The organism is Nostoc sp. 106C (assembly GCF_002154725.1).
Classification (GTDB): Bacteria; Cyanobacteriota; Cyanobacteriia; order Cyanobacteriales; family Nostocaceae; genus Aulosira.
This window is the reverse complement of record NZ_MTAW01000179.1, coordinates 98,057-120,189: the sequence shown is the minus strand read 5'-3', so window position 1 is coordinate 120,189 and position 22,133 is coordinate 98,057. Positions and strand designations below refer to the sequence as shown.

The window sequence follows — 22,133 nt, the reverse complement described above, 5'->3', positions numbered from 1 at the left end:
GGTTAATTTCTGAGAAATCAACAATAGCTTCTGTGTGAGTTAAAAGCGCTCTTCCAATCGGGAGGGCGCTTTTTCATGGTTATTGGGTAGATTTCTCCTGCCAAAAATTTTGTTTATATTTATTCTCTGTTGTAAAAGTTATCCTTGCTGAATTTATGGGAACAATACAAATGTTGTCCCATTAAAGAATATATTTAGTAATGACCATGCCCTCAACAGAACAAGCATTACTAGAAAAATTTATTATTGATAATGAAGAATTAGACTATCTGGAATCTAAACTTACTCAATTTAATATTTTTGAAGCAATTGGGGTAGTGCGACAAGAAATACGTCATTCTAACTTCTTAGCATTCTTGTTAAATCCATCTCAAAACCATAGACTTGATGACATTTTTCTTAAGCAATTTCTTAAGCGAGTCCTATTAGACACAAATAAGCCTACAAATATAAATTATCCACCTATTAGTTCTGTTGATATAGATATAGCTGATTTGACAGACGCTGAGGTTAAGCGCGAATGGCAAAATATTGATATTTTCATACACTCACCCTGTAACAAACTAGTTTGTGCAATAGAAAATAAAGTTGACTCTGGAGAGCATTCAGATCAACTAGAAAGATACCGCACGATTATTGATAATCAATATAGTAATTATCGAAAAATTTTGATTTATTTAACACCAGAAGGTAGAAAACCATCTGATGACAATTGGAGAATTTATAAATACTCTAATCTCGCTGAAATAATTGATAGCATTTGTAAAAGTTATAAATCTATCCTGGGTGCAGATGTTTATACCTTGATAACTCACTATTCTACGTTAATCAGGAGACATATTATGAGTGATTCAGAAGTTGCTGAACTCTGCCGTAAAATCTATTGTAAGCATAAACAAGCCCTTGATTTAATTTTTGAGCATCGTCCTGATTTACAATCAGAAATAGCTAGTATTGTTTACGATATAGTAAGTAAAGATATTGACAATCAAAAAGGTTCTGTACTTTTGCTTAGTACTAAATCTGTAGGGTTTGATATCACAGAATGGAAAGAGGTAAATTTACCTCTTTACTTCTATTTTGACAATGATTCTGAATATCTTAGGCTACAGCTTGGCATTAGCTCTGGGGAACAATCTATACGTGAAAAAATTCTTCAATTTTCCCTAAGTTACCCTAAAATTTTTAAGAATAATGGTAGATGGTCAGATAGATGGATAACTATTTATCAAAAAGATATTTTAAATAGTAGAGATTATAAAGTTGCAAATCTTGAGGATTTAATGAGAAAAATCCAGGAATGTTGGGAGGATTTTATTAAAGATGACTTTCTAAAGATAGAAAAGATAATCAATGAAAATAGAAATAAGTTAATCCACTCAAATATATCTGTATATCCTGAAGCGTGAGGATGAGGTTTACCGATCGCCTTAATATTGCTTAAGCAAAAGTGGACTTACCTTTGTGCGATCGCCTGCCACACCCCACTAAACTAGAAAGTAAGATGCTGGGATAAGCTTATGGTCACTGCTACAACCACTTTACCTTCTATACTCAAATTGAAAATCGACTTGACTGACGAGCAGTTTTTCCAAATGTGTCAGAAAAACCGCGATTATCAATTTGAGCGTACAGCATCAGGGGAATTATTAATTATGCCACCTACAGGTAGTGAGACTGGCAGACGTAATGTTAAAATCACGACTCAATTGGATAATTGGAATTCTGAGAGTAATTTAGGTGAAGTTTTTGACTCGTCAGCTGGCTTTAAACTACCCAATGGTGCAGATCGTTCTCCTGATGCTTCTTGGGTAAAAATTGAACGCTGGAATGCTTTAACTCCAGAACAACAAGAAAAATTTGCTCCCATTTGTCCTGATTTTGTAGTTGAGTTGCGTTCTCCTAGCGATTCCCTCAAAGACTTGCAGGATAAAATGCAAGAATATATCGCAAATGGTGCTCAATTAGGTTGGTTAATTGACCGGAAAAACAAGCGAGTAGAAATTTATCGTCCAGGAAAAGATGTAGAGATATTAGATAATCCTAATAGCTTATCAGGCGAAGCTGTGCTACCTGGATTTGTTTTGCATTTACAGAAAATTATGTAAATTATCAAAATATTTAAAGATTAAGATATACATGGCGCTTTTAAAAACGGCTTTCCCAAGTGGTAGCAATGTTTGCTTGCATATATTCATCTGAAGTGGTGAGAAGTTAATTTTTCGGTTTTCTATAATCCAGAATTTAATAATTTACTTGAAGATATATTGTCTAATTAGCAATTTATCAAGTCAGCTAATCACGAGAAAATCTCACAACCAATCATCAAATTTTCTTCGTGTCCCTGAGTCCCCTTGTCTATTTTCAAGACATTTTAAAGCAAGAGAATAGCCGCAGGAAAAGCAAAGCGAACATTAGTGCGCTACTCCTCAGCACTACTAAAGAGAGGTAATACTACTTGAGAAAGACGTGAAGACCGATCCAGCTACTTGCCACCGTCTTCTTACAATGATTTTATAAGAACTAATCTGATTCTCTTTGCCATGAACACTTTGTAAGGGCGGGTGAACCGCAGTCTGCGAGTGTTAGTTATCCCCTTTGTGTCTAGAGTGGATTCTCCACAAGCCTATGCAACCCACTAATCCCAACCAATTTACAGAAAAAGCCTGGGAAGCGATCGCCCATACTCCAGATATTGTTAAACAATATCAACAACAACAGATAGAAAGCGAACACCTGATGAAAGCCCTGCTAGAACAAGAAGGTCTAGCTAGCGGGATATTGACAAAAGCGGGTGTGAATCTGCAAAAAGTCCGCGATCGCGCCGAACAATTTATTCAACGTCAGCCTAAAGTATCCGGTAGCAGCACTTCTGTCTACTTGGGACGTAGCTTGGATACTCTTTTAGACCGGGCGGACGCTTATCGTAAGGAATTTAAGGACGAATATATTTCAATAGAGCATTTATTGCTGGCTTATGCCAAAGATGACCGCTTTGGTAAAGCTTTATTCCAAGAATTTGGTTTAGACGAAGGCAAGCTAAAAAATATTATTAAACAAATTCGGGGGAGCCAGACAGTGACCGACCAAAATCCAGAAGGTAAATACCAATCGCTGGAAAAATATGGGCGCGATCTCACAGAAGCCGCCCGGAAAGGTCAACTCGATCCAGTGATTGGGCGCGATGATGAGATTCGTCGCACGATCCAAATTCTCTCTCGCCGTACCAAGAATAACCCTGTACTCATTGGTGAACCTGGTGTTGGTAAAACTGCGATCGCGGAAGGACTCGCACAGCGAATTGTCGCTGGCGATGTCCCGCAATCCCTGAAAGACCGCAAGCTGATCGCCTTAGATATGGGCGCTTTGATTGCTGGGGCCAAATTCCGGGGTGAATTTGAAGAACGCCTGAAAGCAGTATTAAAAGAAGTTACCGAATCCGGCGGTAATATAGTTCTATTTATTGATGAAATTCATACTGTTGTTGGCGCTGGTGCTACTCAAGGCGCGATGGATGCGGGGAACTTGTTAAAACCCATGTTAGCCAGAGGCGAGTTGCGCTGTATTGGGGCGACAACTTTGGATGAATACCGCAAATATATAGAAAAAGATGCGGCCTTAGAAAGACGCTTCCAGCAAGTTTATGTGGATCAGCCGAGTGTAGTAGATACAATCTCTATCTTACGGGGGTTGAAAGAACGGTATGAAGTTCACCACGGTGTAAGGATTTCTGATAGTGCTTTAGTCGCTGCTGCAACATTATCCAGTCGTTATATTAGCGATCGCTTCCTGCCAGATAAAGCCATCGACTTAGTAGACGAAGCCGCTGCGAGGCTGAAAATGGAGATTACCTCCAAACCAGAAGAACTTGACGAAATCGATCGCAAGATTCTGCAACTGGAAATGGAAAAGCTATCTCTGCAAAAAGAAAGCGATATAGCTTCCCGCGAACGTCTGGAAAGATTAGAGAAAGAACTCGCAGATCTCAAAGAAGAACAAAGAACCCTGAATGCGCAATGGCAATCGGAAAAAGATTTCATTACCAAAATTCAGGCTGTTAAAGAAGAAATTGACCGCGTTAACCTGGAAATTCAGCAAGCAGAACGAGATTACGACCTCAATCGGGCTGCGGAATTGAAATATGGCAAGTTAACCGACTTACATCGGCGATTGGAAGCAGCGGAAGCTGAACTAACACAAGCCCAAGGTACAGGTAAATCACTGCTGCGGGAAGAAGTCACCGAAGCCGATATTGCAGAAATCATTTCTAAGTGGACAGGAATTCCTATCAGTAAATTGGTGGAATCGGAAAAAGAAAAACTACTGCATTTAGAAGATGAACTCCATCGCCGGGTAATTGGACAAGATGAAGCCGTCACAGCCGTAGCCGATGCGATACAGCGATCGCGCGCTGGATTAGCCGATCCCAACCGTCCAATTGCTAGCTTTATTTTCCTAGGGCCTACAGGTGTAGGTAAAACCGAGTTAGCCAAAGCCCTAGCAGCATATATGTTCGACACTGAGGAAGCTTTAGTGCGAATTGATATGTCTGAGTACATGGAGAAGCACACTGTTTCGCGCTTAATTGGTGCGCCTCCGGGATACGTTGGCTACGAAGAAGGCGGACAACTCACAGAAGCACTTCGCCGTCGTCCTTATGCAGTGATTCTCTTTGACGAAATTGAGAAAGCACATCCCGATGTCTTTAATGTGTTGCTGCAAATTCTCGATGATGGTCGTGTCACCGATGCCCAAGGTCATACGGTAGATTTCAAGAATGCGATTATTATCATGACCAGCAACATCGGTTCGCAGTACATTCTCGATGTCGCAGGCGATGACACACGCTATGACGAAATGCGCCGTCGGGTAATGGAAGCCATGCGCAATAGCTTCCGTCCAGAGTTCCTCAACCGCATTGATGAATTTATTATCTTCCACAGTTTGCAGAAACAGGAATTGCGGCAAATTGTCTTGTTGCAAGCAGATAGATTGCGCCAAAGACTTAGCGATCGCAAGATCTCTCTAAGACTGTCTGATGCTGCCCTTGACTTCTTAGCTGAGGTTGGATATGATCCCGTGTTTGGAGCGCGTCCACTGAAGCGAGCAATTCAACGAGAATTAGAAACTCAGATTGCCAAAGCTATCTTGCGCGGCGAATTCCACGACGGCGACTCTATCTTTGTAGATGTGCAAAATGAACGCCTTTCCTTCAGCCGTTTGCCTGTTGAGGTGTTTACTAGCTAATCCGGTTACCTATAACCTTTTTCAAAGACGCCAAGACACTAAAAAGTTCTTGGCGTTTTTGTAAGCAACTCCCTACAAGTAGCGATCGCTATTCAGGTAAATACGTGTTATTCAAATATCTATATTTTGATGCTGCTTAATTCTTACCTAGGTATGAACTTAAATAAAATCATCTTTTTTGTCAAAAATATTCTACCACTGTAGATAAAAACAAATTACAATATCTTCTTTATAATCATCCTTTCAATAGTTGACTATTATCCGTGTTTATGAGCTTCAAATTAAAGCCACCATAGCTTTTGCAGAACTTTACAAGAACAAGAACCAAGCTTATTCAAAGCTAAAATATCCAACCCGGAATTAGAGTTTGTTTATATGTAGTTGTGAGTAAATTAGAAAATTCCTATCAAAGGAGGAAACATTATATGTCACTAGAACAGGTTAATAATTTTTATAACCTTTTAACATCAGAGCCAGCAATCTACGATCAATATTATAAGAAGTGCTGTAGCCAAGGATTTTTTGGCAGTTGTCATTGGGATAAAGCTAAGATTGTGAGATTTGCTGCTTCTCATGGCTATAGCTTCAATGAAACCGAGCTAGATCAAGTATGGTTTGAAAGCGAGTCTAGCTTGGTAGATAATTCTTTGAATTTAGCAAAATCTGGGAATTTCTCTTGAGAATAAGAGAGATACACAGATTGTAGACATTCTACCGATGCTATCAGCTATATTGGCTGAATTTTACGGGATATCTTTGAGAACTATTCAAGAAATTTCTGGTCACAGCGATCTAGGGACATTGCAGCGTTATCTGGATGTCACGCTAGAGCAGAAGCGGAAGGCTGTTTCTGTTATTGGGTTTTAGCTAGAAGATTCAGTAAATTAAAGAGAGTGCTTGAAGCAGCAAAACTCCAAACTAAACGATAGTCAAGAATTTATGGATGAGTGAATCATTGAAACCACCACTAAGATTGCTACCAGCGAAACCTGTAGAAGAACTTGCTTGGATTGCAGGAGGTGAAGTTGATGAGTGTTCGGTTTCATTTTCTTACTTAGGCTTTCTTTAAACTCCAGTAATAACAAACTTGGACATTTTTTGTTATTCTCGGTAGGATTATTGCTATGAGCCTATCAAGAGGTAGCAGATGAATGTTTCTTTGACCCCAGAACTGGAAAAGTGGGTGCAATCCAAAGTTAAAAGCGGTATGTATACTTCAGCTTCGGAAGTTATCCGTGAAGGTCTGCGGCTTCTCAAGGAGCAGGATGCCCTCAAAGCAATACGCCTTGCCGAGTTGCGTCAGGAAATACAGCTTGGGATTGATAGCGGAGAATCTACACCTCTAAACATGGATGAAATCATCGAATTGGCAAAACAACAACGGCAGCAGAAAGAATCTGCATAATGGCGATAATTCTCAAAAAACCGTTAGCGCAAGCTGATTTATTAGATATTTGGAATTTTATTGCTAATGACAGCTTTGAAAAAGCAGATCGGCTTCTACAAAAAATAGACAGCCAACTCAAAATGCTGGCATCAAACCCAGGTATGGGAAGAAAGCGTGATTCCTTAGCGCCAAATCTGCGGAGTTTTCCGGTAGTGAATTATCTGATTTTCTACCGTCCTATAAACCAAGGGATTGAAGTCATTCTTGTTCTACATGGAGCAAGAGATATCCAAAGCCTTTTTGAAGAAGAAGATGAGTAGGTCGTTATTTTTGTAGTCTAGACTAAGAGGCACAAAACGACTTAGGGAAGCTGAGTTGAGAAATCACCTGATTTAAAGACGCTGTCCGATTAGAAAGCGTCTTAGCTAGAAATTACTCTAAAATAACGAACCGGGCTGTTTTAAGAATTCTATTTCCTCTGAAGTTGAAAGGCGTCCTAAAATATTATTCCGATGAGGAAAACGCCCAAAACGCTCAATTATCTCCATGTGACGAAAAGCATACTTAATTGCGCTAGCACTTTCAGGATCGTGGCTGATTTGCTGAAATAGCTTCACACACCGCCGCTGATCGTCTAGGTTTTCGCTATGTTCAAACGGCAAATAGATAAACCAGCGTTGCACAGGCAGGAATTCACGGTCATAGCCTCTAGCTACAGCTTGCTGCGCTGCTGAAAGTGCTTCCCAATCTGTGGCAAAGGCTTGGGGAGTACCACGAAACATATTTCGGGGAAATTGATCGAGCAGCAGAATCAGTGCTAGACAGGTTTCCGGCCAATCTACCCAATCGTCTAAGAATCCTGCTGCTGCCTTTTGGTAATCTTGAAGAAAGCGACTTGCCAATTCCCGATCGAAATCTGGTGTTGTACGAAACCAAAAATCCCTAGGTTTGCCGTAACTCGGTTCATCGGGATGACCAAACCAGAATTCCAAAATAGCTTTTGCCTGTGACATTGCTGTTATTGACCCTTACAAAGCACTTGCCGCATTTTACGCATATTCGCAGGCAACTCAAAATTCATTGCTTGTTGAATAAAAATAGAGGGGATCAACATATTTGGTGTAGCTTGGACGTTATAAGCAAGCAAAGTGCCATTACCGCAATCTTGTAGTTCTAAATTGGCTTTAAAGTCCTCAAAAGAGCCTTTTTCCATGCGAAATTGAATTTGTTGCCCCAGCACTTCTACAACATTCAGGTAAATTTCGACCTGAGCTGTAAAAAATAAAAAAGCTTTTTGTGCTGCTTGATACAAACGCTTCGCCTCGCCTTTAGATAAAACCTCACTTTTAGTAATGTCAGGAAAATAATGTACCCACCGGGGGTAGTCAGTTAATTGCTGCCATACTTGCGATCGCACTAGTGGCACGTACATCCAAGCAGTGACAGCACCACCCCACGCCGTATGCGATTCTGTTTTGACAAAGATTTCACCCTGCATGAGCAACTTTTGCTCGTTTTGATTCCAAGGCATACTTGAACCTTTATTTATTGAGTCTGAAATATGAGACGCAGACATATTGATTTTAGTTACTCCTCAAACCAGCCACTTTACACGGTTTAAACTACAAACCATTTCACTGGCTTGAGTCCAACCGCTTAAATTCTAGTTCCACTCGACTAGATAAAATTTCCGGAAATAGTGATTCCTCGGTAAATATTTGATGAATATACTTAAAAATATGTATCTATTATGAAAAAAATTTAAAGAAAAGAGTTAGCTACTTTTACACGAGTCTCACTTTCAGCTGAAAAACTGAATTTCTAAAAGATAGAATGGCACAAACATCATCAAATATGCAAGTTGCATTCACTAAATTATTGAGGTCAGAGGCAAAATAAGTGAGTCAGTCTTCTTTAAATCGTAGATTAACCCAAATTTTCGGTATCCTACTGGGCATAGGAATAGCCGTGTGGCTACTCAGAGGGTTCGGTCTTCTCACTTTTATTCCCGGCGGTGTTATTTGGCTATTATTACTAGGAGCGATCGCTATTGGGATTCTCAGTTACGTTCAAAAGACCTGGTGGCGTTTTTAACATTCACTCCGCTTCAGGAATTCACGCACAAGAAGGACGCAGGGGGACAACAGAAGAAGTAACCAATAAGTCTTCACTCTTTCGTGTTACCTTTTCCTTCTTGACAAATACCCAATACCCCATCTCCTATGAGGGTGATAAATGCTAGCGAGCTTATGGTACAGTGCTGCCAGCAGTATATATATAGTCAAGCAAAAATTCTCTAGGGGTAAGCACAATGGCAAAGTATATATGTACTATCTGTGGCTATGAATACGATCCACAAGTAGGCGATCCAGATGGTGGGATAGAACCAGGAACAGCCTTTGAAGATATCCCAGAGGATTGGGTATGTCCAACTTGTGGGGCGACAAAAGATGAATTTGAACTAGTAGAAGAGTAAACTTAACAGCTAGCCTAGTAAAGTAGGTACTGTTGAGAGATTTTTGAACTTGTTACCATTGAAAATTGTTGTTATCGGGGGTGGGGCTGCGGGATTTTTTGGTGCGATCGCTTGTGCTAAAGTTAATCCTCATGCCCAAGTTACTTTACTAGAAGCCAGCCGTCAACCACTAGCGAAAGTTCGCGTTTCGGGTGGGGGACGCTGTAATGTTACTCATGCTTGTTTTGAAGCAGAAAGGTTGGTTCAAAATTATCCTAGAGGTGGCAAAGCTCTTTTGGGTGCTTTCACTCGCTTTCAAGCAAAAGATACAGTAGATTGGTTTGCGGCCCAAGGAGTCCATCTCAAAACTGAAGCCGATGGCAGAATGTTTCCCCTAACGGATAGTTCCGAAACCATTGTTGAGTGTCTAATGAATGCAGCCATAGAGACTGGTGTAGAACTTCGTATTGGTACACCCGTGGTAAGCGTGAAACGACAAACGGAAACAACAGGGTTCGAGATTGTTTTGAAGTCGAGAGAGATAGTAAAGTGCGATCGCTTACTGCTAGCAACGGGAAGCAACCTTGCAGGTTATAAAATAGCTCAAGAGTTAGGTCATCAAATTGAACCGCCTGTACCCTCTTTATTTACCTTCAATATTCCAGATCAAAAGTTGAGGGCATTGGCTGGAATCAGTGTTAATCCTGTAAAGTTGCGCTTGTCTATTAGTAACAAATCCCCAATAGAACAAACTGGACCACTGCTAATTACTCATTGGGGTTTAAGTGGTCCATCTGTTCTAAAACTTTCTGCTTGGGGGGCGAGAATTTTACATGAAACCCGTTATCAAGCCAAATTATTGATTAATTGGCTACCTGATTTGCGGCAAGAACAAGTGCGGCAAAAAATTTTAGCTGTCAAGACTGAGTGGGGAAAACGGCCAATTACCCTCCATAGGGGAGTTGACTTACCGCACCGCCTCTGGCAATACATTCTTACCCGCATCGGTATAACTACAGAAGACCGTTGGGCAGGACTGTCTAACAAAACCTTAAATAGATTGCTAGGGGAACTCACTCAGGGAGAATACTTAATTAATGGTAAAGGAGTCTTTAAAGATGAATTTGTGACCTGTGGAGGTGTTAATCTTAAAGAAATCAACTTCAAAACGATGGAAAGTAAGTTGGTTTCAGGCCTGTACTTTGCAGGAGAAGTCCTGGATATAGATGGCATTACTGGTGGCTTTAACTTCCAGAGTGCTTGGACTACGGCTTACATAGCTGGTAATGCTATGGGAATTAGCAATTAAGTAAAAACATAATTTTCTGCTTCCGTACTTGCCCGGTGATCCTAGCATAAATATGTAATTAGGAATTTTCTTCATATTATCAACACAAACTAAATTTTGTGAGACATAAAAATTAAATACTCCGTAAAGTTGCCATGAATTGTGTAGCTCCGGGGGCAAGAAATGTTAACTTCTAACTAGCCAATGCTATTTCATACGAAATTAAAAGTTGAGTTAGATGGAACAAATAGTCTTAAAACCTTTGAAGTATCTACCGCCTGAAGTTCATCCCTCTCTCGAGATAGATTCATTAATTTTTAATTGTTGAGAAAATCCCTAAGTAGTATTCACATTCGGGGAGGCAATCTTAGTAAGACATATTAAACGAGTTATTCGGAGGCAATTGTGTTGAAATTACATCAAACCGTCCGAATTGATGTTACCTCTAACCAGAAAAGTAGAGTCTCAAGTATTACCTTAAGATTGCTACTGCTGGTGCCAGTAGACAGGTTGGTAAAAAAAGCATGATTACTGCGGTAGATATAAAGTTCAATAAACCACCAAAATTAAGAGGAAACATTTAAGTACTTACGTCTTGCCATTACCTGAAGCTTGAATTAAAAACTCATAAACAGAAGCATGAACAACTCTTTAGCTGTAAAGCCTCGGAAAGTTGAAGAGACGTAGAATTGTGTGCAGATATGACCTATGTGCACAGTACTGTTGGAGATAAACCCCATTGAATTGCTGGGCTAGCTTGGCAACAGAGTTTTTAATCAACCTACCCCAATGTGCAATTAGCTAAACCAAAGATTATTGATGAATTAAATAATCCAGTAATATTTATGACTATTAAAACTGTAACAAATACCCATTTAAGAGAAGTTCCTCTAGATTTGCGGGCATCAGTATCTCTAAGAATGAGAAAGGGTTTATGGTGGCTGCGATTAATAACACTGGTTTCAGTGGACGCTACTCTTTTGTTCGTGGCTTGGATATTAACTAAATATCATACTGATGCTGTGGATTTTGATTGGCAGACGCCAAGTAGTTTTTCACCACTACTTATGACTGTTGCTATTCAAATAGGAGCGCTAGCAATCCAAGGTAATTATCAGCCTGGTAAAAAGCGTTATGACTATTTGAATATTATTAAAACACTTAGTTTTGCCCACGGATTAATATTAGTTGCAGGTTTTTTATATCAATCTCCTGTTGAGATTACACGCTCAACATTAATATGGTCTTGGTTACTCAGCACATCATTTGTTTGTACTGGTAGATCTGTAGCAAATATTACGCTCGAGCACTTGCGTAACCGAAAAATTTTAGGACAGTCTGCTGTTTTTATTATTTGCGATCCTGAAGACACCGAAAAGTTTATTAGTTTTATTAAGAAAGAAAAACGGTACATAATTTGCGGAACTGCAAGCGCTAGGTGTTTGGATAGATATTATCGTCAGGAAACTTTAGAAAAGCTCAATCAGTTAGGAGTAACTGAAGTTTTTGTCGCTTGGAACGCCATCAAAAATAGAATGTTCTTACGTTGGTTATTTCAGGCATCTGGGATTACGGTACATCTTTTATCCGTGGAAATCAAAAACATTTATAGAAATGTAGAATTTAATCAAATTGGTGGCGTAACTTGTCTAAGTTTAGATTGTCCTATCATCACCAGTAAGGATTTTTGGATCAAGAGGAGTTTAGATTTTTGCTTAGCTGCGATAGTAGTACTTTTATTATTCCCCATTTATATAGCGATCGCTATAGCAATCAAGCTAGATTCTCCTGGTTCAGTATTTTACAGGCAAACCCGTATTGGTTTACGTGGCAGACCTTTTAAAGTTTGGAAATTCCGTACCATGAGGTCTGATGCAGAGAAATTGCAAAGAGAGTTAGAAGCATTAAACGAGACAAAGGATGGTATTATTTTCAAGATTAAAAATGACCCTCGCATTACACGTGTTGGTGCATTTCTCCGTCGCTATAGCTTAGATGAATTACCTCAGCTTTTTAACGTGCTATCTGGAGAGATGAGTTTAGTTGGACCTCGACCTTTACCTACTAGAGACGTAGATAAGTTTTCCGAACACCATTTTATTCGTCATGAAGTTTTACCTGGTATTACAGGACTTTGGCAAGTTTCAGGCAGATCAGACATTTTAGATTTTGAACAAGTAATCAAGCTTGATCTTAGCTACATTGAAAATTGGTCACTTTGGCTAGATTTTGAAATCTTACTTAAAACAGTTAAGGTAGTTCTTAACAAAGAAGGCGCTTATTAATAATCAGAAATCTTGGGTGTTAAAAGTTAATGCGCCTTACAATTCATTAGTCAAACAGTAATGTGGTGTAAATCCAGCTATTTTAGCTGACATTTACAACAGATTGAAAATATCAAGTGACCTGAAATTATTTATCACTACAATTCTTTGATATGCAACCAAAAGTATCTGTGATCATTCCTGCTTACAATACTGAAGCCTATATTGCTCAAGCAATAGAGTCTGTTTTACAGCAAACTCTGAGCAATATTGAAGTGATTGTTGTAGATGATGCTTCTACCGATAAAACTGTCGATATAGCTAGAAGCTTTAGTGACAAGCGGCTTAAGGTATTAGTAAATGAACAAAATCTTGGTGCGAGTGGTGCACGTAATCGTGCCATTCGAGAAGCTAGGGGTGAATGGGTTGCCGTCCTTGATTCAGATGATTGGTATGCGCCTGAGCGGTTAGAAAAACTTTTGCAAATTGCAGACGCAGAAAATGCGGACATGATTGCTGATGATTTATATCTTATACAAGATGGGCAAAATTCTCCTTGGAGTACATTAATTAGTCAAAGCGGTGAATGTATTAATCATATAAAAATAATTGACCCTGTATATTTTGTAAAAACAGATGTATATGGAAAACCAGGTTTGCATTTGGGAATATCAAAGCCTTTATTTAAACGCGATTTTCTGATAAAGAATGGTATTGAGTATGATAGAAATTTAACCATAGTTCAGGACTTTTGGTTAGTTATGAATTGTTTAATCAAGGGAGCTAAGTTTGTACTTGTACCAGAACCATATTATTTTTACCGATCCCGTCAGGGTTCGCTGACGTTTTCAAATAATCCATCAAATAGAGAAAGGAACCTTGAGCAATGTTGTTGTAAAATTTCAGATTTTCTCACTGAAGAAGATATTTTTAATCTAAATCCTGATTTAGGGCGTGCCCTATCTAAAAATCTTCGGGTTTTTCAAAGAAACTTAGCTTATTACCGTGTGATTGGAAATATAAAGCAGAAGCAATGGTTGCGTACCTTAGCTGAAATGCTATCTAATCCTTATTTTTGGTTACAGTTAATTATCCGATTACCAGGAATAATTGCCCGCAGAATTCAATACTATCTACTTGGTAATAAATTAGCATTTAACATGATATATGCTTCAAAAAGTAATAAAAGTAAGTAAAATTTTCTGTTATTCAAAAAATAGTCCTCAAGTCGGTCGCATAAAAAAACATACTAACTTGTACAAGATAAATAATGAGACAAGTAAAAGTACTCAAAAATTCTCTATCACTTTTAATAAATCGTTTGACACAAGGGATTACAACCTTTGTATTAACGGCCGCTATAGCTCGTAGTTTAGGGGCTTATTCTTTAGGGCAATATTTACTAGCAGTTAGCTATTATTATATCTTTGTAAACTTTGCTTCTCAAGCTTTAAAGACTTTGTTTACACGAGAATTAGCTCGTTCACCAGAACAAATTCCTGTTTATCTAGTAAGCGGTACTTTATTACAGTTAATTCTTAGTGTTTTCGGCTATCTAGGACTTGTTATTTGGGTATTTGTATTACCCTACAGTCCTGATACCTCAGTCGTCTGTTACATCATGGGCTTAACTATTGTGCCCTTTGCGCTTTCTAACATTACAGAGGCCATTTTCCAAGCCCAAGAGAAAATGCATCTGATTACGATTTCTACAGTGCCAGTTTACATCCTGCGTTTATTAGTAATGCTTTGGGCAATGCAACTGCACTATGGAGTAAAATATCTTGCTGGAATATTAATGATTTCAGAATCTTTAATTCTAGTCATAGAATGGGTATTACTCACCAAAATGATTAAACCTCAATGGCAAATTAAGCGAGATTTCATGTGGAATACGCTCAAGACTGCTCGTACATTTTTTGCCATTGAAGGCGTAGGTATTATTGCTAGTAAGCTAGATGTACTCATTCTATCTCTTTTAGGCAACGAGTTCTTGATTGGTCTTTATGGTGCTGTAGGTCAATTGTTGCAGCCATATTCGATTGTTGCTAATAGTGCAAATATGGCAGCATTTCCAAATATGTCAAAGGCAGTTTCTTTGGGAAAAGAACAACAGCGCCAGTCTACAGAAAATATTATTGAACTTTTACTTTGCATGGGACTACCTTTTGCAGTGGGTCTGTGGTTTTTTGGGCACGAATTATTATTATTTGTCTACAAAGATAAAAGTTTTTTACAAGCTGATGTAATTCTGCATCTCATTTCTGTAACAATTATTGCTTCAACATTTTGCCGAGCGCTCAGTAATCTGTTAATAGCGAATGGTTTAGAGAAGTTTAACTTAATAGAAGTAGCTTTTACATCTGCTGCTGGAGGCTTAGCAGGTGTGATATTCATTCCTCAATATAAGCTACTAGGAGCAGCTTTGATGGGTTTAGTAATGACTTTTATGAGCTTTAGTTTATATATGTATACTGCCTATACTCGTTTGTTTTCATTGCGACTATGGCAAGTTTTCCGTCGTCCATTGCTAATTACCGGTTTAATGTCAATTATATTTGTCATACTTCAAAACATCCATCTAGACTTTTTATTAACCTTGATTATTGCCATATCTGCTTATGCTTTGATAATGAGTTTAATGACTATTAATCAATTCGGAGGACTGCATAAGATACGGCAAAAACTTTTTAACCAAGGATGAGAGATTCTAAAAAAATAAAACTAAACTATATTCAATTAATTTTAAAAAATATAAATCAAATGGGTATTAGAGTTGCACTACTAAACTTTGGCTTTGATGATTACACTATTGAATTGGCCAATAGTTTAGTCAACTATGTAGATTTAATCTTAATTCAACAAGAGAAAAGTTCTTCCGCTTGTGAAGGTGTTCTCGATGAGCGTATTCCTGTGCTGAGGTTTAAAAAACCATCTACGCGCAATCCTAAGAATATACTTTCCATGTGGGAAATGATGCGTCTGATTCGAGAAGTCAAACCTGATGTTCTGCATGTTCAGGAAGCATATGACATTTGGTATTTATTAACTATTCTGTTAAATAAAACTCCTCCTTTGGTTACAACTATTCATGATGTCTTTAGTCACCCAGGTGATGGTGAAACAGTATTTGCTTCTGAGTACACTCGACCTATTTCTTTTCATCGATCGCAACAATTGATTGTCCATACTCAGCTACATAAACAAAATTTAAATCAACAATTTAATATACCTGACCAACAAATCAATGTGCTAGCGCATGGGGAACTTGGTAGTTTATATCAGCGCCGTAGCCATAAGAGAAACCTATCGCGCGAGCCATATACTTTGTTATTTTTTGGGCGGATTTGGCCGTATAAAGGCTTAAAATACTTGTTGCAAGCAATGCCACTAGTTGCGGAACGTTTTCCAGAGGTGAAGCTGATTATTGCAGGTAGAGGTGAAAATATTGATCAATATTTTCCTCATGGCTATGACGAGCAACGCTATGAAGTTATGAACAATTATATTTCTTACGAAGATGTAGTTAGTTTATTTGAACGGAGTACAGTCACAGTTTTACCTTATATTGAAGCATCTCAAAGTGGTGTAGCAGCGTTATCCTATGGGATGGGAACACCAGTAATTGCCTCAGAAGTAGGCGGTTTAAAAGAGATAGTTCGACACCAACAAGATGGTCTTTTAGTTCCACCTGGTAATGTTCAAGCACTGGCTGATGCGATTATTGATCTATTGAGCGATCGCCAGTTGCAGCAAAAAATGCAACTGGCCGCGCTATCTCGCTCTAAAAACGACTTAAACTGGTCAAATATTGCTGCTCAAACAGTCGAAGTTTACCAAAAGTTAGTGCGAAATCCCATAAATATTTAAATATCATAAATATGAGAAAAATTCTGCTTTTTTCTGAACAAGTATTTACAGTATTTACATTGCTAATTTATTCTGGTGGTCTTCTGATACTAATACTTTCAGGAGGTGCAAACGAAACAGATACAACTGTTAACTATGATACTACTTTATATCAGGTATCATGCATATTAATCTATCTAATTACATTATTTCTTCTATTGTTACGTTGGAAGAAAACTATTTATGTATTAATGCAAAATAAATTAATTTGGTTATTGGTAGGACTAAGTTTATTCTCTATACTTTGGTCTTTTGCGCCAGCAATAACCTTGAAAGATAGTATGAGGCTGATCGGCTCAAGCCTATTCGGAGTTTATTTGTCGAGCCGCTATACTCTAAAACAGCAATTAAAACTATTAGTTTGGATGTGCGGCATAGCGATAGTCTTGAGTTTTATATTTGCTGTAGCCTTACCGAAATACGGAGTTATGGGCGGAGTACATGCAGGTAAATGGCGAGGCATATTTGTACATAAAAATGGTCTTGGTGCTAGTATGCTCAACAGCAGTATTCTATTTTTGTTGATGGCTGTTGGATTAAAAAAAAAGCGCCAATTTTTATGGCTAGGTTTTGGTTTATCTGTACTGCTATTATTGCTTTCTAATTCAACTTCGGCATTGCTTAATTTAGCTATTTTAATAGCTGTATTGGTAGCTTTACGAGCTTTATGGTTACCATATTATGTCATGATACCAGCGCTCATAGGCATAGCAATCATAGGTGAAATTATCTATTTTGGATTCATAAATAGCGCAGATTTAATATTTGGTAGTCTTGGTAAAGATTCAAATCTTAGTGGTCGCGGAGATCTCTGGTCTTATGTGTTTGACATGATTTGGAAACATCCTTGGTTAGGGTATGGATATGGTGGCTTTTGGAACGGCTGGAATGGAGAGTCTGCTTATATTTGGCGTGTTCAAGCTTGGACTCCCACCCATCCGCACAATGGATTTTTAGCTTTATGGTTAGATTTGGGTTTATTAGGGCTTTCAATATTCTTTCTGGGCTTTGTCATAAATTATATGAGGGCACTAGCTTTTGTTCGCGTTAATAGAAAGATAGAAGCTATTTTTCCCGTAATACACATGACTGCTTTAGTGCTAACAAACTTGACGGAAACTGCATTATTAGGAAGCGATAGTATTCCTTGGATAATGTATATCGCCTTAGCTTCCTCAATCAAAATAGAAATGAATGAATTTCTGAAGAAAAAAAATGTCTATAGTATCCATCAGCCACAGCAAAATTACTTAATTCAAGGTTAAGGAACAAAATGCGAATACTAATGTTGGGAGCTAGCTTAGAACAAAATGGAGGAATAGCAACTGTTGAAAAATTGATAATTCAACATATTGCTCCTAATATTAAAATTCAGCATATTACCAGCCATGATGAGGGTTCAATTTTACACAGAATCAGAGTTTTTGGTACAGCTCTTACAAAGTTACTGTGGAGTCTTTTAAGCCAAAAAATCGCTCTTGTACATATTCATCTTTCCGATGGAGGCAGTGTATTACGCAAAGCTATTTTAGCAATTTTGGCTGCAATATTCGGTAAGCCTGTATTAATGCACGCTCATGGGGCTGAGTTCCATTTAACTTATAAAAAGCTTCCTAAATGGGCACAGCAAACTGTCAGCTGGGTATTTCGTCACTGCCAAGGATTTATTGTCCTCTCAAAAACTTGGCAAGATTACTATGTAACCAATTTGGGGTTAAATCCAAAACAAGTGATTGTTATGCCTAATCCCACTGAACTACCAGATCATGTTCCCAATCGTCAAAACCCTACTAAGATTAATGTGGTGTTTTGTGGGCGAGTGGGTCAACGCAAAGGGGCCTTTGATCTAATTGAGGCGTTTGCTAAATTACCGGATAGACAAAAAGAATCTACTCAGTTGATTCTGGCAGGAGATGGAGAGATTACCAAAGCACAGCAGCTAGCAGCGAGTCTCAACCTAGCAGAACGAGTGACTTTTCTGGGTTGGATTAATTCCCAGCAAAGAGATGAGTTGTTATCCAAGGCAGATATGTTTGTTTTGCCTTCTTATAACGAAGGTCTGCCAATGGCCATCCTAGAAGCGATGGGCTGGGGTTTGCCTATAATAGCCTCGCCTGTAGGAGGTATACCAGAGTTGGTCATTGCCAAACAAAATGGTCTGTTAGTTACTCCAGGAAATATTCAACAGTTATCGCAAGCGATGGAGTTGTTAATTGCTGATGAAGATTTACGGCTCTCTCTAGGCAAAGTTAGTAGGAAAAATGTTGAACAATTTGATATTAGAAATTATTGCCATCATTTAGCTGAAATCTATTATTCATTATCACAATTGCATCAAACTGAGGAGGTAGTGCATGAGAATTAATATTTGTGGGGTGGAAATAGATAAATATACTTTTAACGAGGTTGTCAACCAAATTGTTAATCATGCGCTCTCAAAAGGCAAGCCAGAATATGTCGTGACTCCCAATGCCATGCATATTTTATCCTTACAGAAGGATGTCTATTTTCGAGAGATTTATCGTCAAGCTTTTTTAGTTGTGCCCGATGGGGTGTCTTTGCTATGGGCAGCTAAGTTTTTGCAAACTCCTCTTAAAGATAGAGTTAATGGCACAGATTTGTTTGAAAAACTCTGTGCTATTGCAGCAGAAAAAGGATTAAGAGTATTTTTATTAGGTGGTCGTCCTGGAGCCGCTGAACAAGCTAAACAAAAGTTAAAAGCTCGGCATCCTAATTTGTCAATTGTGGGAACTTATTGTCCTCCTTATGGGTTTGAGTACCAACCAGAAGAATTAGAATCTATTAACTCTAAAATTAAAGCTGCATCTCCTGATATTCTCTTTGTCGGCTTGGGCGCACCCAAACAAGAAAAATGGATAGCTAATAATTATTTAGAGCTACAAGTGCCAATTTCTATTGGGATTGGCGTTAGCTTTGAGCTAGTTGCCGATATGGTTAGAAGAGCGCCAGTTTGGATGCAAAAGGCAGGTCTAGAGTGGTTGTTTCGCCTGATTGTTGAGCCTAGCCGTTTGTGGAAACGATATATTTTGGGTAATCCTACATTTATTTGGCTGGTACTGAAGCAGCGCTTTGGTGTATTGAAGTTTAACTAATCATCAATAATCATAATTTTGCTGAGATTAAGAGGGTAGGAAATTGAAAATTAGTATTGGTATACTCGCTTATAATGAGGCGAACTGCATTAGCAACACGCTGCAATCGCTATTTGAACAAAGCATATTTAACGAGGTTGATACCAACACAGCAATCGAAGTTGTGGTAGTGCCTAATGGTTGTAGTGATGAGACAGCTGCGATCGCTAGCAGTACATTGGAAAATTTGGTGAAGTCTGCTGCTAACTCCTCTGTATCTTGGAGTGTTTGCGAAGTTAAAGAAGCCGGTAAGCCTAATGCCTGGAATCATTATGTGCATAAGTTTTCCGATCCCAGTGCTGACTATCTGTTTCTAATGGATGCGGACATTCAGTTTCTTGATCCTACCACTCTCCACTCAATGGTTGAGACTTTGGAAGTCAACCCCGATGCTTGGGTATCTGTAGATACTCTGGTTAAGGACGTGGCACTGAAGGAGAAAAAAAGCCTCATAGATCAATTGTCTCTTTCAGTTTCGCGAGTCTCAGGAGCAAAATCAGTATGGATATGCGGACAGCTTTACTGTACTCGCGCTTCTGTATTACGCAGAATTTGGATGCCCAAAGGTATTGAAGTTGAAGATGGTTTTGTGTGGAAAATGGTCGTCACCGATTTGCTGACTTCACCAGAAGTTCCAGAACGAGTGGTGCGTGCTAATTCTGCATCCCATATTTTTGAAGCTTATACTGATATACGTCGCTTACTCCGACACGAGCAATGGTTGATTTTAGCCAATACAATCAACACGTATATCTATAACGATTTACAGTCAAGCTGCAACAAACAGCAAGATGCAGGTTCAATCATTAAGTCTAGAAACGAGCAAGACCCTTCTTGGGTCAGCAAGCTCATTCAATCAACAGTGTCCCAAAAGAATGGATGGGCTATCCCTGAGTGGTTGCTGCTGCGCCGATTTAAAAGTCTTCTAAATTTATCTTTGCATAAGGCATTAATCTTTTTTCCCATTGCCGTCACAGCATTTCTTGTGGATTTATTAGTTTGTTTCCAAGCTAATAATCGATTGCACAGGTGGGAGGAATATAGTTCCAATAAGACTTGCTCCTCTGTAGTTAAAAAAACCCTCATCTAGGAGATGATTGGCAATGACAAACAATGGGTTGCTTAATAGGCGAAGTTTCCTGTACTTAGGCTTAGGGACTGCGGCCAGCGTAGGTGCTTTGACAATGAGCAAAGCAATACATCCCCATCAGCAAATTCAAGCTGTTACTCCTTTAAGAAGAGACTTCAGCGTAGTTGGGCAAACTCCTTTAAAACAGCGTGCTGCTAGTAAGGGGTTAATCTATGGAGCAGATTGTGGCACATTAAATTTACAATCAGATCCTGAGCTAGCAAAGGTTGTGGCCAGAGAGTGTGCGATGCTAGTCGCAGGATTTCTCAAGTGGAATCTTATACGTCCCTCTGCGGATAGTTTTAATTTTAAAAGAGGCGATTGGTTTGCAAAATTTGCTCGCCAACAAGGTATGTTGCTGCGCGGACACACTTTGGTATGGCATGAGTCTTTACCTTCCTGGTTTAAGGAGACAGTGAATCATCAAAATGCCCAGCAGTTGTTGACGCAACATATTCAGAAAGTTTTACGTCATTATGCTGGACAAATGCACTCTTGGGACGTAGTAAATGAGGCAATTGACCCAAAAGATGGTAGATCTGACGGTTTGCGAAATACACCTTGGCTGAAGTATTTAGGGAAAGATTATATAGAATATGCTTTTCGTTTGGCTGCGGAAGTAGATCCCAAAGCATTATTGGTTTACAACGACTTTGGAATAGAATATGACACTCCACAACATGAAGCTAAAAGAAATGCTGTTTTAAAGTTACTAGAGCGTTTGAAATCGCGGGGAGTGCCAATTCATGCTCTAGGCATCCAGTCTCATTTAGAAGCTAATGGCAACAAGTTTAACCCTAAAAAGTTACAGACTTTTCTCAGTCGTGTTGCTGATATGGGGTTGAAAATTATGATTACAGAGTTGGATGTTATAGACAAAAAGCTTCCCTTAGATACTCGTGCACGCGATCGCTTTGTGGCTGCAACTTATGAAGATTATCTTGGGGCAGTATTACAAGAGCCAGCAGTAATAACTGTAATCAGTTGGGGAATTAGTGATCGCTATACCTGGCTTTCAGAGTTTTTTCGCCGTGCTGATGGTGCTGCTGTCAGACCTTTACCACTAGATGCCAATCTCAAACCTAAACTGGCATGGAATGCGATCGCTAGAGCTTTTGATCGTGCTCCAAGACGCTAAATTCAGTATTTTTATCGATATAACAAAAGCCTTATAGATAACTTCATAGTTTTTTAATGTAATTAGTATATACTACTGTTGAATAGTATTATTAATTTCAATAGTAATGCTTCATGACAACTTTAAGTAAGTAAATTTTTTGTCTATTGCCTGAGATCTGCACT

General features: G+C 38.8%; 22 protein-coding genes. 20 read left to right on the top strand and 2 right to left on the bottom strand.

Annotated features, from left to right (window positions below; translation table 11 throughout):
* The first annotated feature begins 206 nt into the window (after nt 1-206).
* From BV375_RS26850 to BV375_RS26820, 8 genes are all read left to right on the top strand, one after another.
* A complete protein-coding gene (locus BV375_RS26850; RefSeq protein WP_208099195.1) occupies nt 207-1,409 on the top strand; it encodes a PD-(D/E)XK nuclease family protein in 1,203 nt (400 codons plus the stop codon).
* Between the two features lie 111 nt (nt 1,410-1,520).
* Complete coding sequence (locus tag BV375_RS26845) at nt 1,521-2,108, top strand: Uma2 family endonuclease (RefSeq protein WP_086766140.1); 588 nt, start codon at nt 1,521-1,523, stop codon at nt 2,106-2,108.
* A 520-nt stretch (nt 2,109-2,628) separates the two neighbouring features.
* Nucleotides 2,629-5,247, top strand: a complete 2,619-nt coding sequence (clpB, locus tag BV375_RS26840; protein ID WP_086766137.1) for an ATP-dependent chaperone ClpB — start codon at nt 2,629-2,631, stop codon at nt 5,245-5,247.
* A 425-nt stretch (nt 5,248-5,672) separates the two neighbouring features.
* Nucleotides 5,673-5,927, top strand: a complete 255-nt coding sequence (locus BV375_RS26835) for a Nif11 family protein (protein ID WP_086766135.1) — start codon at nt 5,673-5,675, stop codon at nt 5,925-5,927.
* Between the two features lie 37 nt (nt 5,928-5,964).
* Complete coding sequence (locus BV375_RS26830; protein ID WP_143842222.1) at nt 5,965-6,114, top strand: integrase; 150 nt, start codon at nt 5,965-5,967, stop codon at nt 6,112-6,114.
* Between the two features lie 76 nt (nt 6,115-6,190).
* Nucleotides 6,191-6,316, top strand: a complete 126-nt coding sequence (locus BV375_RS38860) for a hypothetical protein (RefSeq protein ID WP_279432969.1) — start codon at nt 6,191-6,193, stop codon at nt 6,314-6,316.
* A 78-nt stretch (nt 6,317-6,394) separates the two neighbouring features.
* Nucleotides 6,395-6,652 (top strand): type II toxin-antitoxin system ParD family antitoxin, encoded by a 258-nt coding sequence (locus BV375_RS26825; protein ID WP_086766133.1) that lies wholly within the window; start codon nt 6,395-6,397, stop codon nt 6,650-6,652.
* Entirely contained in the window at nt 6,652-6,954 is a 303-nt protein-coding gene (locus tag BV375_RS26820; protein WP_086766131.1) for a type II toxin-antitoxin system RelE/ParE family toxin, read from the top strand. Before BV375_RS26825 ends, BV375_RS26820 begins: the two co-directional genes overlap by 1 nt.
* A gap of 117 nt (nt 6,955-7,071) precedes the next feature.
* Here the strand turns inward: BV375_RS26820 and BV375_RS26815 are convergent, their stop codons facing one another.
* Nucleotides 7,072-7,647, bottom strand: a complete 576-nt coding sequence (locus BV375_RS26815; protein WP_086766129.1) for a DUF924 family protein — start codon at nt 7,645-7,647, stop codon at nt 7,072-7,074.
* A 5-nt stretch (nt 7,648-7,652) separates the two neighbouring features.
* A complete protein-coding gene (locus tag BV375_RS26810; protein ID WP_086683416.1) occupies nt 7,653-8,210 on the bottom strand; it encodes an SRPBCC family protein in 558 nt (185 codons plus the stop codon).
* Nucleotides 8,211-8,533: 323 nt separating this feature from the next.
* Here BV375_RS26810 and BV375_RS26805 point away from each other — a divergent pair, with 323 nt between their 5' ends.
* The 12 genes from BV375_RS26805 (at nt 8,534) to BV375_RS26750 (ending at nt 21,969) form a co-directional block, all read left to right on the top strand.
* Nucleotides 8,534-8,728: a hypothetical protein gene (locus BV375_RS26805; protein WP_086766126.1), complete on the top strand. Its 195-nt coding sequence runs from the start codon at nt 8,534-8,536 to the stop codon at nt 8,726-8,728.
* A gap of 217 nt (nt 8,729-8,945) precedes the next feature.
* Complete coding sequence (gene rd / locus BV375_RS26800; protein WP_086766124.1) at nt 8,946-9,110, top strand: rubredoxin; 165 nt, start codon at nt 8,946-8,948, stop codon at nt 9,108-9,110.
* 49 nt (nt 9,111-9,159) lie between these two features.
* Nucleotides 9,160-10,398 (top strand): NAD(P)/FAD-dependent oxidoreductase, encoded by a 1,239-nt coding sequence (locus BV375_RS26795; RefSeq protein ID WP_086766122.1) that lies wholly within the window; start codon nt 9,160-9,162, stop codon nt 10,396-10,398.
* A gap of 824 nt (nt 10,399-11,222) precedes the next feature.
* Nucleotides 11,223-12,662 carry a sugar transferase gene (locus tag BV375_RS26790; protein ID WP_086766152.1) on the top strand — a complete coding sequence of 480 codons (1,440 nt, stop codon included), beginning with the start codon at nt 11,223-11,225 and terminating at the stop codon, nt 12,660-12,662.
* 152 nt (nt 12,663-12,814) lie between these two features.
* Nucleotides 12,815-13,837: a glycosyltransferase family 2 protein gene (locus BV375_RS26785; RefSeq protein WP_086766120.1), complete on the top strand. Its 1,023-nt coding sequence runs from the start codon at nt 12,815-12,817 to the stop codon at nt 13,835-13,837.
* A 74-nt stretch (nt 13,838-13,911) separates the two neighbouring features.
* Nucleotides 13,912-15,345, top strand: a complete 1,434-nt coding sequence (locus tag BV375_RS26780) for an oligosaccharide flippase family protein (RefSeq protein ID WP_086766118.1) — start codon at nt 13,912-13,914, stop codon at nt 15,343-15,345.
* A gap of 59 nt (nt 15,346-15,404) precedes the next feature.
* Nucleotides 15,405-16,511, top strand: a complete 1,107-nt coding sequence (locus BV375_RS26775; RefSeq protein ID WP_086766150.1) for a glycosyltransferase family 4 protein — start codon at nt 15,405-15,407, stop codon at nt 16,509-16,511.
* 11 nt (nt 16,512-16,522) lie between these two features.
* Nucleotides 16,523-17,815, top strand: coding sequence for an O-antigen ligase family protein (locus BV375_RS26770; protein ID WP_086766116.1), 1,293 nt, complete (start codon nt 16,523-16,525; stop codon nt 17,813-17,815).
* 8 nt (nt 17,816-17,823) lie between these two features.
* Nucleotides 17,824-18,915, top strand: coding sequence for a glycosyltransferase family 4 protein (locus tag BV375_RS26765; protein WP_086766114.1), 1,092 nt, complete (start codon nt 17,824-17,826; stop codon nt 18,913-18,915).
* A complete protein-coding gene (locus tag BV375_RS26760; protein WP_086766112.1) occupies nt 18,905-19,663 on the top strand; it encodes a WecB/TagA/CpsF family glycosyltransferase in 759 nt (252 codons plus the stop codon). Before BV375_RS26765 ends, BV375_RS26760 begins: the two co-directional genes overlap by 11 nt.
* Before the next feature lie 43 nt (nt 19,664-19,706).
* Entirely contained in the window at nt 19,707-20,792 is a 1,086-nt protein-coding gene (locus BV375_RS26755) for a glycosyltransferase (RefSeq protein WP_086766110.1), read from the top strand.
* A gap of 13 nt (nt 20,793-20,805) precedes the next feature.
* Nucleotides 20,806-21,969, top strand: coding sequence for an endo-1,4-beta-xylanase (locus BV375_RS26750; RefSeq protein WP_086766108.1), 1,164 nt, complete (start codon nt 20,806-20,808; stop codon nt 21,967-21,969).
* The last annotated feature ends 164 nt before the right edge of the window (nt 21,970-22,133 follow it).